The sequence below is a fragment of the Amycolatopsis orientalis genome (assembly GCF_000943515.2).
GTDB lineage: Bacteria > Actinomycetota > Actinomycetes > Mycobacteriales > Pseudonocardiaceae > Amycolatopsis > Amycolatopsis orientalis.
Window position 1 is genome coordinate 8,722,721 of sequence record NZ_CP016174.1, and the last position, 14,082, is coordinate 8,736,802.

Annotated in this window: 14 protein-coding genes; 9 read left to right on the top strand and 5 right to left on the bottom strand. The window is 68.9% G+C overall.

What is annotated here, in order from left to right:
* Positions 1 to 59 precede the first annotated feature (59 nt).
* Positions 60 to 2,675: a putative bifunctional diguanylate cyclase/phosphodiesterase gene (locus SD37_RS38125; RefSeq protein WP_037314049.1), complete on the bottom strand. Its 2,616-nt coding sequence runs from the start codon at positions 2,673 to 2,675 to the stop codon at positions 60 to 62.
* A gap of 280 nt (positions 2,676 to 2,955) precedes the next feature.
* Here SD37_RS38125 and SD37_RS38130 point away from each other — a divergent pair, with 280 nt between their 5' ends.
* From SD37_RS38130 to SD37_RS38145, 4 genes are all read left to right on the top strand, one after another.
* Positions 2,956 to 3,894, top strand: coding sequence for a GNAT family N-acetyltransferase (locus SD37_RS38130; RefSeq protein WP_044855753.1), 939 nt, complete (start codon positions 2,956 to 2,958; stop codon positions 3,892 to 3,894).
* Between the two features lie 36 nt (positions 3,895 to 3,930).
* On the top strand, positions 3,931 to 4,782 hold the full coding sequence (locus tag SD37_RS38135) for an SAM-dependent methyltransferase (protein ID WP_418189797.1): 852 nt from the start codon (positions 3,931 to 3,933) through the stop codon (positions 4,780 to 4,782).
* Between the two features lie 326 nt (positions 4,783 to 5,108).
* On the top strand, positions 5,109 to 7,511 hold the full coding sequence (lon, locus tag SD37_RS38140) for an endopeptidase La (protein WP_044855754.1): 2,403 nt from the start codon (positions 5,109 to 5,111) through the stop codon (positions 7,509 to 7,511).
* 140 nt (positions 7,512 to 7,651) lie between these two features.
* The gene (locus SD37_RS38145) at positions 7,652 to 8,812 is read left to right on the top strand and encodes an alkaline phosphatase PhoX (protein ID WP_044855755.1); all 1,161 of its coding nucleotides are present in this window, start codon (positions 7,652 to 7,654) and stop codon (positions 8,810 to 8,812) included.
* A 62-nt stretch (positions 8,813 to 8,874) separates the two neighbouring features.
* Here SD37_RS38145 and SD37_RS38150 read toward each other — a convergent pair whose 3' ends face one another.
* Positions 8,875 to 9,525, bottom strand: a complete 651-nt coding sequence (locus tag SD37_RS38150; protein WP_044855756.1) for a DedA family protein — start codon at positions 9,523 to 9,525, stop codon at positions 8,875 to 8,877.
* A gap of 135 nt (positions 9,526 to 9,660) precedes the next feature.
* Here SD37_RS38150 and SD37_RS38155 point away from each other — a divergent pair, with 135 nt between their 5' ends.
* The 4 genes from SD37_RS38155 to SD37_RS38170 are packed head-to-tail and all read left to right on the top strand — an operon-like array spanning position 9,661 to position 12,173.
* Positions 9,661 to 10,812, top strand: a complete 1,152-nt coding sequence (locus tag SD37_RS38155) for a sensor histidine kinase (RefSeq protein WP_044855757.1) — start codon at positions 9,661 to 9,663, stop codon at positions 10,810 to 10,812.
* Complete coding sequence (locus SD37_RS38160) at positions 10,803 to 11,447, top strand: response regulator (RefSeq protein WP_044855758.1); 645 nt, start codon at positions 10,803 to 10,805, stop codon at positions 11,445 to 11,447. The genes SD37_RS38155 and SD37_RS38160 overlap by 10 nt, the downstream gene beginning before the upstream one ends.
* A gap of 43 nt (positions 11,448 to 11,490) precedes the next feature.
* A complete protein-coding gene (locus SD37_RS38165; protein ID WP_044855759.1) occupies positions 11,491 to 11,787 on the top strand; it encodes an ArsR/SmtB family transcription factor in 297 nt (98 codons plus the stop codon).
* Positions 11,784 to 12,173, top strand: coding sequence for a VOC family protein (locus tag SD37_RS38170; protein WP_037314028.1), 390 nt, complete (start codon positions 11,784 to 11,786; stop codon positions 12,171 to 12,173). The genes SD37_RS38165 and SD37_RS38170 overlap by 4 nt, the downstream gene beginning before the upstream one ends.
* A 61-nt stretch (positions 12,174 to 12,234) precedes the next feature.
* Here SD37_RS38170 and SD37_RS38175 read toward each other — a convergent pair whose 3' ends face one another.
* Together SD37_RS38175 and SD37_RS43325 are read right to left on the bottom strand one after the other, a co-directional pair.
* The gene (locus SD37_RS38175) at positions 12,235 to 12,615 is read right to left on the bottom strand and encodes a VOC family protein (RefSeq protein ID WP_044855760.1); all 381 of its coding nucleotides are present in this window, start codon (positions 12,613 to 12,615) and stop codon (positions 12,235 to 12,237) included.
* Between the two features lie 46 nt (positions 12,616 to 12,661).
* Entirely contained in the window at positions 12,662 to 12,805 is a 144-nt protein-coding gene (locus tag SD37_RS43325) for a hypothetical protein (protein WP_167369682.1), read from the bottom strand.
* Between the two features lie 96 nt (positions 12,806 to 12,901).
* Here SD37_RS43325 and SD37_RS38180 point away from each other — a divergent pair, with 96 nt between their 5' ends.
* Positions 12,902 to 13,540, top strand: coding sequence for a TetR/AcrR family transcriptional regulator (locus tag SD37_RS38180; protein WP_044855761.1), 639 nt, complete (start codon positions 12,902 to 12,904; stop codon positions 13,538 to 13,540).
* Here SD37_RS38180 and SD37_RS38185 read toward each other — a convergent pair.
* A complete protein-coding gene (locus SD37_RS38185; RefSeq protein ID WP_044855762.1) occupies positions 13,522 to 14,061 on the bottom strand; it encodes a GNAT family N-acetyltransferase in 540 nt (179 codons plus the stop codon). The two genes, SD37_RS38180 and SD37_RS38185, sit on opposite strands and share 19 nt — an antisense overlap.
* Positions 14,062 to 14,082: the final 21 nt, after the last annotated feature.

Here is a 14,082-nt window from a genome sequence, read left to right on the forward strand (position 1 = left end):
GGAAAGATTACCAACGCCGGAAGACCCGGAGTTCAGGGGGGTCCTCTTACCGCAAAACCTCAGGTCAGCAGGGTCAGGACGGTCTCGGAGTGGCGGCCGGGCGAACGCGCCGTGCGCGCCTGCAGCCACGCCTCCAGACGGTCCTCCGGCAGCGGCCGCGAGATGAGGTAGCCCTGTGCCACGTCACATCCCATCGCTTCCAGCTGATCCCGCGCGACGTCCTCCTCGACACCCTCGGCGACGACCGTGAGGCCGAGCGAGTGGCCCAGTTCGACGATGGAGCGCACGACGGCGAGGTCGCCGAGGTCGGTGCCCATGCCGAGGACGAAACTCTTGTCGATCTTGACCTGATCGACCGGGAGCTGCCGCAGGTAGGCCAGCGACGAGTAGCCGGTGCCGAAGTCGTCCACGGCGAGCACGATGCCCAGCGAGTGCAGTTCCCGCAGGATCGGCAGCGCCTTCTGTGGGTCGGACATCACACCGGATTCGGTCAGCTCGAAGGTGAGCAGCTCGGGCGGGATGCCGAAGCGGTCCAGTTCGCGCGCGACCTTCGTCGGGAAGTCCTCGTCGGCCAGGTTCCGCACCGACAGGTTCACCGCGGCGGAGATGCGCAGGCCTTCGTCGAGCCACTTCCGCACGCGCTTCAACGATTCTTCGAGCACGAAGGACGTCAGGACGCCGATGAGGCCTGCCGCTTCGATCGCGGGGACGAACTCGTCCGGGCCGAGCCTGCCGAACTCCGGATGCACCCAGCGCACCAGCGCCTCGACGCCCTGGATCTGCCGGTTCGGCAGGGTGATCTTGGGCTGGTAGTGGACGCTCAGCTGGCCTTCTTCGAGCGACTGCCGGAACTGGGTGACCATCTGGAACCGGCGCATGAAGATCTGGCCCATGCTGGCCATGTAGCCGCGGACCTCTTCACCGCCCTTGGTCGCGCGGACGGCGACGTCGGCGCGCTGCAGGAGGCCGTCGACGTCGACCTGGTCGTCGTCGTCCGCGGAGGAGGTCGCGTAGCCGATCATCGCGTTGGCCTCGACGGAAAGCCGGTCCACCGGATACGGGGCGACGAGTTCCGCGCGGAGCAGTTCCGCGGCGGCCTGAGCGCGTTCCGGCGCGCAGCCGACGAGGAGTGCCGCGAAGGACGCGCCTTCGAGCCTGGCGAGCGGGACGTCGGGGCCGAGCGCGTCGCGGATGCGGCGGCCGGCGGCGATGACCATCCGATCGGCCCACACATAGCCGAGCGCGTCGCTGACGGTGGAGAAAACGTCCAGATCGACCCGGAGCACGACGGCGTCGACCTGTTCCCGCAACGGTTCCTTGGCGACCTGGCGGAAGCCCGGCCGGTTGAGCAGACCGGTCAGCGGATCGTGATAGGCGTCGTGGCGCAGGGTCGCGAGCAGGCGCCGGTTGTCCAGCGACGTCGCGAGGTGGCTGGCCATCGTGCCCAGGAGCTGGACGTCGTACTTGCCGAAACCACGCCAGCGGGACAGCCTGTCGTGCGCTTCGACGACGCCGAGAAGCTGGTTGGCGCTGCGCAGGGGGACGACCAGCGCCTCCTGCGCGCCGCGGTCGAGCAACGCGGAACGGACGTCGGGATTGGCTTCGGTGATCCGGAAATGCCGGACGTGCGCGCCGGGCAGGCGCAACAGCGGGTCGTCGGCGGCCGGGTCCACGGGCGGGAGTTCGTCGCCCGCGACGACCATGCGCATGGTGTCCTTGGGTTCCAGCCGCAGTCTGAGCACGACGCGGCCGGCGGCCAGCTGGTCCTTGATGCGTTCGGCGATGGTCGCCCACTCGCGGACGTCCACCCCGCCGACGAGTTCGTCGGTCCGCCCGGCCGGCCGCGCGGCGGCCTGCTGACCGGAACGCGCGACCATCAGGCTCACGTCGGATAGCGCTTCCATGTCGCGCTGTTCGCGGAGGAGATCGGAGTACGCCCAGTACAACGCGGTGAGTCCGAGGAAGACGGCCAGCACGAGCGGCCAGGCCTTCGGGGTACCGGAAATGACCAAATAACCGGAAAGACCGACCGAAGCGTTGACGAAGCCGACGACGAGGATGCGGCCGGTCAGCCGGATCGCGGTGCTGACGCGCATGCGGCGGCGCAGTACACGGACGGCGGCGAGCGCGAGCAGCGTGCTGACCAGCGGCGCGGTCAAAGTGCCTGCCAGCGCGGCGATCCACGTCATGCTGTGCGCGCCGGAGGCCTGTTTCACCAGTCCTGCCACGGCGAACGCGCCGGTGATCTCCAGGAGGAAGGCGCCGGCGTTGTAGAGGACGCGGCCAGCGACCTTGCGGGCCAGCAAGGTTCCGATGCCCGCCGCGAGATGCGCGGCGAGGACGACTTCGAAGGGGGCGACGAAGAAACCGATGACCAGCGGGATCTCGGTGAACGAGATCGTCCACGAGATACCGCTGCGGACGTCGACGTTGATCCCGAGTTGTTCGGCGAGCAGGAAGGCGAGCGCGAGGATGGGCCCGATCCACAGCAGATCGTCGGAGGCCTCGAAGTCCAGCCAGAGGCTGACCGCGGCCGCGGCGGCGATGCCCATGGTGAGTACTGCGAAGGTGTAGACGCGGAATCGTCGCTCGTCGGTACGAGCCTCCGTAACGGCCCCTCCCTTGCCCGGTGCCGCCTGTGCGGCGCTCCCGGGCCTGCCGTTCGTGTCCGGCATCCGACCTTCCTTCCCGGCTGCCCAACCGGTCTTGTCCTACCGCGACCTCGGGGACGAGGGCAATACAGTACCCCGGAGGGCGTACCCAAGTCCCATTCGAGACAGTATGAGATCACCCCAGGGTTAACAATGGGCGCGTCGCGCTGACCTGCGTGGACCAAGGGGTGAAATGGGAGCGTTATTCGCGTTCCTTCCGACTACCGGAAGTCACCTGGGGCCACGGCGCGGCCAATCTCGTGAAGTTCCCCGCGGACCCGTCAGTAGGGGCTTGAATAGCCCTATGAATAGCCACGCGATCGCTGCCGGGCACGCCGAGCGGCTCGCCACTGTGGACGCTCTGCTCCCGGAAATGCCTGCACTGGAGCCTGTCGAGGGTTCCGTGTCACTCTCCGCTACAGCCGGCGACTCGGCCGCCGCCGGATTGTCGGTACGCACCGAAGCGGGCCCCGATTCTGTTGACTCTCCGTGGCGGGCCCTCGTCGAACATCGCCTCGAGGCCCGGCTCACCGGACCTCGCCCGGAAGCGGCCCTCGACGCATTACTCACCCGATGGGATGAACATCTGAAGGCGGTCGCCCCACCTGGGGATGTCGAGACGGCGGCGACCGTGGTACGGCCCAGCCGCGATTCGCCGGGCTCGGCCGAATTGCTGCGCCGCGGATTCGCGCCGGTGCTGGTGATCGCGGTCCGCCCGGCCGACCGGCTGGCCGTGACGGGGCCGCCCGCGACGCCCGGAGTGCACATCCGGCCCGCCGAAGCGGATGATCTCGAAACCGCCGTCGGGCTCGAGCTGGAATTGCAGCGATATGACGCGCAGTTCGGATCTGTCACTTTGCGCGAAGGCGCGAAGGAAGCGATCACCGCGGATCTGTCGAAACAGCTGGGCCGGGAAAACCCGACGTTGTGGATCGCGGAGCTGTACGGGCGTCCGCTCGGGATGGTCCGGGTGCAGTTCCCCGACGAGACCTCGTGGATCGGCGACCGGGTCGCGGCCGACCGGGTCGGCTATCTGTCGTCGCTGGCGGTGGCCGAGCAGGCGCGATCGAGCGGAGTCGGGTCCGCGCTCGCCGCGCACGCGCACCAGGTCTTCGACGAATGCGGGACGGAAGCCGTGCTGCTGCACCACGCGCTGGCCAATCCGCGCTCGACGCCGTTCTGGTACGCGCAGGGTTACCGGCCGCTCTGGACCTACTGGCAGCGGCGGCCGGCGGTGTACTGATCCCGATACGCTGATCTTTCGAGGATCAGGGGGTTCATGGTGACCAGCGACGATGACACGGCACCGGTGGCGCCGACCGGGGTCGACACCGAAAAGCCGTCCGCGGCGAGGATCTACGACTGGTATCTCGGCGGGACCCACAACTGGGCTGTCGATCGCGAGTTCGCCCGCAAGCTGGAACGACAGTGGCGATGGGTCAAACCGGGGGCGCGGCACAACCGTGAGTTCATGAACCGCGTCGTGCGTGCGGCGCTGGCGGCGGGGATCCGGCAGTTCATCGATCTGGGCTCCGGTGTCCCGACGGCCGGGAACGTGCACGAGATCGTCCAGGAGGAACTGGAGCCGGGCGATACGGCGAAGGTCGTGTACGTCGACTACGAGCCGGTGGCGGTGGCGCACGCGGAACTGATCCTCGAACGGCACGAGGCGACCGACTGGGCCGGGATCATCCAGGCGGACATGCGGCGGCCGAAGGACGTCCTCGGGCATCCGGAGACGCGGCGGCTGATCGATTTCGACCAGCCGATGTGCCTGATGCTGATGGCGGTGCTGCATTTCGCCGGACCGCACGACGATCCGCCCGCGCTGGTCGCGACCTACCGGAACGCGCTGGCGCCGGGGAGCTGGCTGGGGCTGTCGCATATGAGCTTCGGTGGCCAGACCGGCGAGGACGCCGACGGGCTCCAGTGGATGGTCGAGCAGTACCGGAAGACGAGCAACCCCGTGTGGATGCGGGACCGCGAAGAGATCGAGCCCCTCTTCGGGGACTGGCCGCTGCTGGAACCCGGCATCGTGCACCTGCCCGACTGGCGGCCCGTCCGCGAACTCCGGCGGGACGAGGAAGGTGCCCGCCCGTTCGCCTGGTGCGGGGTCGCCACGCACCCCTGACGTCCGACCTCTGCCCTGGTCGCGTCGCCTTTAGCGGGCTAACCGTGCCGCGTTGGGGCGCAGACATCGGAGGAGTGGGCACCCGGCAGCCCCTGGGGTCATTTTCGGGGCGCCCTGTGTCCGGGGGCACCCACAGGATGCGCCCGGTGGCTCCGTAGCCCTCCGATCTCTGCCCCCGTCACGTCGCCTTTAGCGGGCTAACTGCGCCGCGTTGGGGAGCAGAGGTAGGAGGGGTGGATGATCGCTGACGGCGAACGCGGAAAGGAAACAAACGGGTCGACCGGAGAGTTGAGCTAGGCAGACTCAACTAACCGAGGAGTGCACAGATGACCGACAACCGCCTCCTGCCCGTCCTCCCGCTCGATGACGACGTCGTGCTGCCGGGCATGATCGTCCCGCTCGACCTCGCCGACACGGAGACGCGGGCCGCGGTGGAGTCCGCCCAGGCCAACACGCCTGCCCAGGCGTCCTTCCCGGGGATCCGCTCCAGCGCCACGGCCAAGGCCGAGGTGCTGATCGTCCCCCGCGTCCACGGCGAGTACGCCGAACTCGGCACCATCGCGACCGTCGAGCGCATCGGCCGCGTCCCCGGCGGCAAGACCGCCGTGCTGCTGCGCGGCACCCGCCGCGCCGTCGTCGGCCGCATCGCCGACGGCCCCGGCGCCGCGCGCTGGGTCCACGCCGAGGTCGCCGCCGAGACCACCGACGACAACTCCGCGAAGCTCGCGTCCGAGTACAAGAGCGTCGTCATCGCGATCCTCCAGCAGCGCGGCGGCTGGCAGATGATCGACGCCGTGCAGGAGGTCGAGGATCCGTCCGCGCTCGCCGACCTCGCGGGCAACTCGTCGTACCTGAGCACCGAGCAGAAGCTCGAACTGCTCTCCACGCTCGACGTTTCGACCAGGCTCGAAAAAGCGCTCGAATGGAGCCGCGAGCAGCTGGCGGAACTCGAGGTCACCGACACCATCCGCAAGGACGTCCAGGAGGGCATGGAGAAGCAGCAGAAGGAGTTCCTGCTGCGCCGCCAGCTCGAAGCGATCCGCAAGGAGCTGGGCGAACTCGACGGCACCGCGAACGACGACGACTACCGCGCCAGGGTCGAGGCCGCCGAACTGCCGGACGCCGTCAAGAAAGCCGCACTGTCCGAAGTGGACAAATTGGAGCGGACGTCGGACCAGTCCCCCGAGGGCGGCTGGATCCGCACCTGGCTGGACACCGTCCTCGAACTGCCGTGGAACGAGCGCACCACCGACGTCCACGACATCGCCGCCGCGCGGGAAATCCTCGACGCCGACCACGCTGGTCTCGACGACGTGAAGGAACGCATCATCGAGTACCTGGCCGTGCGCAAGCGCCGAGCGGAGTCCGGTCTCGGCCCGGTCGGCGGCCGCCGTTCGGGTGCGGTGCTCGCGCTCGCCGGTCCTCCCGGGGTCGGCAAGACCTCGCTCGGCGAGTCCGTGGCGAAGGCGATGGGCCGCAAGTTCGTCCGCGTCGCGCTCGGCGGCATCCGGGACGAGGCCGAGATCCGCGGGCACCGCCGCACCTACGTCGGCGCGCTGCCCGGCCGGATCGTCCGCGCCATCAAGGAAGCGGGCTCGATGAACCCGGTCGTGCTGCTCGACGAGATCGACAAGGTCGGCGCCGACTACCGCGGCGACCCGACGGCCGCCCTGCTGGAGGTGCTGGACCCGGAGCAGAACCACACGTTCCGCGACCACTACCTGGAGGTCGAACTCGACCTCTCCGACGTCGTGTTCCTCGCGACGGCGAACGCGCTCGAAACCATCCCCGGCCCGCTGCTGGACCGGATGGAGCTGGTCACCCTCGACGGCTACACCGAGCACGAGAAGGTCACCATCGCCCGCGACCACCTGCTCCCCCGCGAGCTGGACCGCGCCGGTCTCGGCAAGGAAGACGTCAAGCTGACCGACGACGCCTTCAGCCGCATCGCCGCCGAGTACACGCGGGAAGCCGGGGTGCGCAACGCGAACCGGACCATCGCGAAGGTGCTGCGGAAGGTGGCGACCAAGGTCGCGCTGGACGAGGTCGAGCTGCCGCTGACCATCGACGCCGACGGGCTCGAGACCTACCTCGGCCGCCCGAGGCACCTGCCGGAGTCGTCGCTGCCCGCGTCGACCCAGCGGACGTCGACCCCGGGAGTGGCGACCGGGCTGGCGGTGACCGGCGCCGGTGGTGACGTCCTCTACATCGAGGCGTCGCTGGCGGATCCGGAGTCCGGCGCGACCGGGCTGCAGCTGACCGGCCAGCTGGGCGAGGTGATGAAGGAGTCGGTGCAGATCGCGCTGTCGTACCTGCGCTCGCACGGCGCCGAACTGGAACTGCCGGTCGGCGACCTGAAGGAACGCGGCATCCACGTGCACGTCCCGGCGGGCGCGGTGCCCAAGGACGGGCCGAGCGCGGGGATCACGATGACGACCGCGCTGGCGTCCCTGCTTTCGGGCCGGGTCGTGAAATCGGACGTCGCGATGACCGGTGAGGTGTCGCTGACCGGGCGCGTGCTGCCCATCGGCGGGGTCAAGCAGAAGCTGCTGGCCGCGCACCGGGCCGGGATGAAGACGGTGATCATCCCGCAGCGCAACGAGCCGGATCTCGACGACGTCCCGGCCGAAGTGCTGGCACAGCTGGACGTCCACGCCGTGGCGAACGTCCGCGACGTGCTGGACCTCGCGCTGACCCCGGCGTCCACCCCGGTCGCCCAGGCGGCGTAACGCATCTTGCTCCGGCGGCGGACCGGCTCGCGGTCCGCCGCCGAAGTATGTCGGGAATTCACCTACCGGCCCCCTTCCACCCGTAACCTCCGATCCGCTCCTTCCCGCACCACCACATCAGCGGTTTCTTGGAGGCACGAGTGAAGCGACGGAATTTCCTGCGCGCGGCCGTGATCGGCGCCGGTGTCACGGCGTTCGGCAACAGGCTTTCGGGGGCGGCACTGGCGGCGCCCGCGCAGAACGGACCCAGCCCGTACGGCGCGCTCCAGGCGGCCGACGCGAACGGGATCCAGCTGCCCGCGGGATTCACCAGCCGCGTCATCGCGCGCTCCGGCCGTCAGGTCGCGAGCACCGGCTACACCTGGCACAGCGCGCCCGACGGCGGCGCGGTGTTCGCCGACGGCAGCGGCTGGATCTACGTGTCGAACTCGGAGATCACCCCCGGCGGCGGTGCCAGCGCGGTCAAATTCGACGCGAGCGGGAACATCACCGGCGCCCACCGCATCCTGGCGAATACGCGCCAGAACTGCGCAGGCGGCAAAACCCCTTGGAACACTTGGCTTTCCTGTGAGGAGATCGACCTCGGCTTCGTCTACGAATGCCAGCCGGGCGGGCCTGCCACGGCCGCGGTCCAGCGGCCCGCGATGGGGAGGTTCAAGCACGAAGCCGCCGCGGCCGACCCGGTGCGCAAGGTCGTCTACCTGACCGAGGACGTCACGGACGGCTGCTTCTACCGGTTCGTCCCGACGACCTGGGGCGACCTCTCCGCCGGGACGCTCCAGGTGCTGAAGGCCGGCACGGCGACGTCCGGCAGCTTCACCTGGGCGAACGTGCCCGACCCCGACGGCTCCCCCACCGCCACGCGCAACCAGGTGTCCGGTGCGAAGCGGTTCACCGGCGGCGAGGGGCTGCATTACGCCAACGACACCGCCTGGTTCACGACCAAGGGCGACAACCGGGTCTGGCAGCTCAACCTGACGAACAGCACCTACGAACTGGCCTACGACGACTCGCTGGTCAGCCCGGGTTCGGCGCCGCTGACCGGGGTCGACAACGTCACCGGCACCTCGTCGGGCGACCTGTTCGTCGCCGAGGACGGCGGCAACATGGAGATCTGCATCATCACGCCGGACGACATCGTGGCGCCGTTCCTGCGGATCACCGGCCAGAGCTCGTCGGAGATCTGCGGTCCCGCGTTCACCCCGGCGGGCGACCGGCTGTACTTCTCGTCGCAGCGCGGGACTTCCGGGTCCTCCTCGGGTGGGATCACCTACGAGGTCACCGGTCCCTTCCGCTCCTGATCCCGCGTGAAGGCCCCCTTCCCTCGGCTCAGCCGAGGGAAGGGGGCCTTCACGTGCGTTCGTCAGGCGTCGGTGCGCGACTTCTCGCGAAGCCGCGTGACGACGAAGAGCGCGAGCGCCACCACGACGGCCGCGATCACGAAGTACTGGAAGAACCCGGCGTACTCCTCGACGAGGTGCCAGCTCTCCCCCAGCCCGTACCCGGCCAGCACGAACGCCGTGTTCCAGATCAGGCTGCCCAGTGTCGTCAGGGTCAGGAAGCGCCAGAACGGCATCCGCTCGATCCCGGCGGGCAGGGAGATGAGGCTGCGGAAGATCGGCACCATCCGGCCGAAGAACACCGCCTTGGCGCCGTGTTTCTGGAACCAGGCCTCGGTCTTGTCGAAGTCGGACGTCTTGACCAGCGGGATCTTCGCCATCCAGCGGCGCGTGCGGTCACGGCCGAGCAGCAGACCGAGGTAGTACACGATGATCGCGCCGGCGACCGAGCCGAAGGTCGTCCACACCAGGGCTTCCACCAGGCTGAACGTGCCCTGGCTGGCGGAGAACCCGGCGAGCGGCAGCACCAGTTCGCTGGGGATCGGCGGGAAAAGGTTGTCCAGTCCGACGATGATCGCCGCCCCCGGCCCACCCAGTGCGTCCATCAGTGAGACTGCCCAGCCGGCGAGGCCGCTCATCGGTTCGTTGGCGGCTTCGGCGAGGAGGAGGTTCATGGCGGCCTTTCATGGTCGTCTGCAGGTGCCAACGAACGTACGAATTGCCCGGGTTCCGCACCCTGCGGTGAAGCGGCACAGATCACTGCGGAAAACCGCAATCCCGATCTTCGGCTACCCCGCTAACCTGGCGTTATGCCTGTTCCGGCCGCTACGCGCCGCCATCTGCGCAAGCTGCTCCGCGGCACGCTGGGCCTGGCGATCGGCGCCACGACAGCGTTCGCCGAGTTCTTCTACGTCCTCTTCGGCGGCATCGCGCTCGCGATCCCCGCACTGCGCCGCCCCGTCTTCGCGGGTGCCCGCGCACTGTCCGAAGTGGAGCGACGGCGGCTGGAGAAGTACTTCGGCGCCGAGAACGCGACGGACCACACCGGACGCCGTGCGATGGCCTACCTCGTCCCGCGCTGTGTCGTGGGCCTGCTCGGCGCCGGGATCCTCATCCTGACCCTGCTGGGCGCCGCCTCCGGCGTGATCGTGATCCACCAGCTGCTCAACGGCGAGTCGCCCGGCGGCGGGGCGCCCGCGGACTGGTACGACTTCGTCACCACCACGCTGTTCGGCGCGCTGCTCGTCTTCCTTGCCGTGCAAGGACTCGTCGGCATCGCCACCTTGGATCGCAAGCTGGCCCGGCGCTTTCTCGGCCCCAGCAAGAAGGAACAGTTGCGCCGCCGGGTTTCCGAGCTGGCCACCAGCCGCGCCGAGGTGGTCGAAGCGGTCAACGACGAACGCCGCCGGATCGAGCGGGACCTGCACGACGGCGTCCAGCAGCGGCTCGTGGCGCTCGGCATGCTGCTCGGCCGGGCCCGGCGCGCCGCCGATCCGGACCACGCGTCGGAGCTGCTGCGGCAGGCGCACGAGGAGTCCCAGCGCGCTCTGAACGATCTGCGCGAGGTCTCGTGGCGGGTGTACCCGATCGCGTTGGACACCGATGGGCTGCATCCCGCGCTGGAGGCACTCGCGGAACGCTCGGGCGTGCCGGTCCACCTGCGGGTCGACCTGCCGGAACGGCCGGCGGCGGCCATCGAGACCGTCGTCTACTTCGTCGCCTCCGAAGCGGTCACCAATACGATCAAGCACGCCGCGGCGACGCGGATCGACATCGAGGCCGAGCGGGACGGGGACAGCGTGCGGGTGCGGATCACCGATGACGGCACCGGCGGGGCGAGGGAGTCCGGCGGCGGCCTCTCCGGCCTCGCGCGGCGGGTCGCGGCGGCGGACGGAGAGTTCACCGTGGACAGTCCGCCCGGCGGGCCGACCGTCGTGACGGCGGTGCTGCCGTGCGCGTGATCCTGGCCGAGGACTCGATCTTGCTGCGGGAAGGCCTGGTCCGGCTGTTGATCGAGGAGGGGCATGACGTCGTGGCGTCGGTCGGCGACGGCGAGGCGCTCGTCTCGACGACCGCCGCGTACCGGCCCGACGTGGTCGTCACCGACGTCCGCATGCCGCCGACCCACACCGACGAGGGCCTGCGCGCGGCACTCGAAATCCGGAACCGCTGGCCGGAGATCGGCGTCCTGGTGCTGTCGCAGTATGTCGAGAAACGCTACGCCGCCGAGCTGATCACCGGCGACGGTGAACGCGTGGGCTATCTGCTGAAGGACAGGGTCGCCCAGGTGGGCGAATTCCTGGACGCGCTCGACCGGGTCGCCGCGGGCGGGGCGGCGTTCGATCCGGAGGTGGTGCGACGGCTGCTCGCGCGGACCACGCACACCGATCCGCTCGCGAAGCTGACCGCTCGCGAGCGGGAAGTGCTGGAGAAAATGGCGCAGGGCCACACGAACGCCGGGATCGCCGAATCGCTGTACGTGTCGCAGAGCGCCGTCGAGAAGCACGTGAACGCGATCTTCGACAAGCTCGGCCTGGCCAACACCGCCGGCTACAGCCGCCGTGTCCTGGCGATCCTGCGTTATCTGGGCTCCTGACCCCGACTTGACAGGCAAGTGACGGCTTGCCTATAACTGATCCGTGGACGCCGACCCCGACCTGTTCAAGGCCCTCGGCGACGCGACACGACGCGTCATCCTGGACGAACTGACCGAAAAGGACGGTCAGACGCTGTTCGAGATCTGCGGACGGCTGACCATGAAGCACGGGCTGGCCTCCTCGCGCCAGGCCATTTCGCAGCACCTCGCGATGCTCGAACAAGCGGGCCTGGTGCGCACCCGGCGGCAGGGCCGCTACAAGTTCCACCACATCGACACGAGCCCGCTGCGTTCGATCGCCGAGCGGTGGCCCCTCGACCGAGAGGAACCGAACCCATGATCCGCGTCAACCTCACCAGCGTCTTCGTCGACGACCAGGCCAAGGCGCTCGCCTTCTACACCGAGAAACTGGGGTTCCGCAAGAAGAACGACGTGCCCACCGGCGACGCCCGGTGGCTCACCGTGGTCTCCCCCGCCGATCCGGACGGCGTCGAACTGCTCCTGGAGCCGGACGGCCACCCGGCGGCCGGCCCGTTCAAGAAGGCGCTGGTCAGCGACGGCATCCCGTTCACGCAGTTCGCCGTCGACGACGTGTACGCCGAGGTCGAGCGACTCAAGGGACTGGGCGTCGAGTTCACCCAAGACGCCGTCGACATGGGCCCCGTCGTCACCGCCGTCTTCGACGACACCTGCGGCAACCTGATCCAGCTCGCCGCGATGAAGTAGGCGAACGGCACGAAAAACGGGGTTTTGTCCACTGTGGACCAAACCCCGTTTCGATGTTTCCTTACTGCTGAACCCATTCCACGAGTTCCACGCAGACCCCGTTCGGATCGGTGACCATGAAGAGGCGTTCACCCCACGGTTCTTCCCGCAGCGGCAAGGTGATCTCGACCCCCTCGTCGCGCAGGCGCTTCTCCTCGGCTTCGAGGTTCTCGACCGTGAAGGCCACGATCACGCCGGACGCGCGCTGCTGCCGCAGGTTCTCCGGCAGGACCTCGATCCCCGCCTGGAGCAGCACGATGGACAGTTTCGCGGTTTCGTGCCCGAGGGAGACGAACCCCTCCGCGGCCATCTGTTCGGTGAAACCGAAGTGCTCGGTGAAGAAGCGGCTGGAGGCGGCGACGTCGCCGACGGTCAGCGAGACGGTGGAAGCAAGGACGTTCATGGGCGAATCCCTTCGTTCGGCAGTGGTTTCGAGAGGAGCTGATCGGTCAGTACGACCGGCGGCGCGGAACGCCGATCGAGCGGCGCACGGGCATCAAGCGGCCGGGGAACGGCTGCTGATGACGGCGGTCGTTCCGCCGGGCCTGGGCGCGGTTGGTGCCGTCATTGCCTTGGGGGATTCGAGCAGTCAAGGAGCCTCTTCTCTCTCAGTCGGTAGTACGGACGTAAGTTTACATCCGGACTATCGTAAGTCAAGGATATTTTTGCGTCGGTGGTAAAGTTCGCTCATGACCAGTGCGGATGTGGGCCTACGGGAGCTCAAGAAGCAGGAGACGCGGCAGCTGATCTCCGACCACGCGACGGCCCTCTTCATCGAGAAGGGCTTCGAGGAGACGACGATCGCCGAGATCGCCGCGGCGGCGAGGGTCGCGAAGAAGACCGTCACCAACTACTTCGCTCGCAAAGAGGATCTGGCCCTCGACCAGCACGAAGAGTTCACGAACGGGCTGGCGAACGCGGTCGCCGCCAGGGAGGCCGGTGAGTCGGCGCTCGCCGCGCTACGGCGCACCTTCCTGGACGCGGTGGCGGCGCACTCGCCCGTGATCGGCTTCACCGGGCCGGCCTTCGCGAAGATGGTGCTGGAAAGCCCGACCCTGACCGCGCGACTGCGGGAGCTGCACGAGCTGCGGGAGGCGGCGCTCGCCGACCTCCTCGCGACCGAGACCGGCGCCGCCGCGGACGACGTCACCCCGGTCATGGCGGCCGCCGAACTCAACGCGATCGACCGTGTCCTCTTCCGCGAGGTCCTGCGGCGCTCGCACGCCGGCGAGAACAACGACGAGATCGCCGAGGCGCTGACGAAAGCGGCCAAGCGGGCTTTCGAGCTGCTGGAACCCGCTTTCGGCGACTACGCGATCCGGGAGTAGAGGAGCATGTCCCGCGCGGTCCCGCCGATCTCCTGGTGGGCGGGCAGCAGTCCGGCGTTCCGGTAGCCCGCCTTCTCGGCCGCCCGAATCGAGCCGCGGTTCCACGGTTCGATGTACAGCTCGATCCGCTCCACACCCGGCACCGTCCAGGCGAACCCGGTGATCGCCTTGAGCGCGTCGGAGGCGAAACCGCGGCGCCGATGCGCGGGCGAGACCGAATAGCCCACGATCCCGATTCCCTCGGACAGTTTCCGCAGCCAGAGCCCGATGGTGCCCACGCCGGTCCCCCGCACGTCGATCACGAACGGGAACCCCCGGCCTTCCGCGTGGCGGCTCTGCTGGCGCCGCACCCAGTCTTCGGCTTCTCGCCGGGTCGGCTTCGCGGGAAGGCTGCCGATGAGCGGCACGTACGGGTCTTCGCCGAGTTCGAGCGCCAGTCGGACGTCGGCTTCGGTGAACTCACGGAGGACGACGGCTCCGTGCGCCGGTGGCGTGCCCGGCCAGGGCGGGGGCTCGGTCATCGGCCCATTCTTGTCGGACCC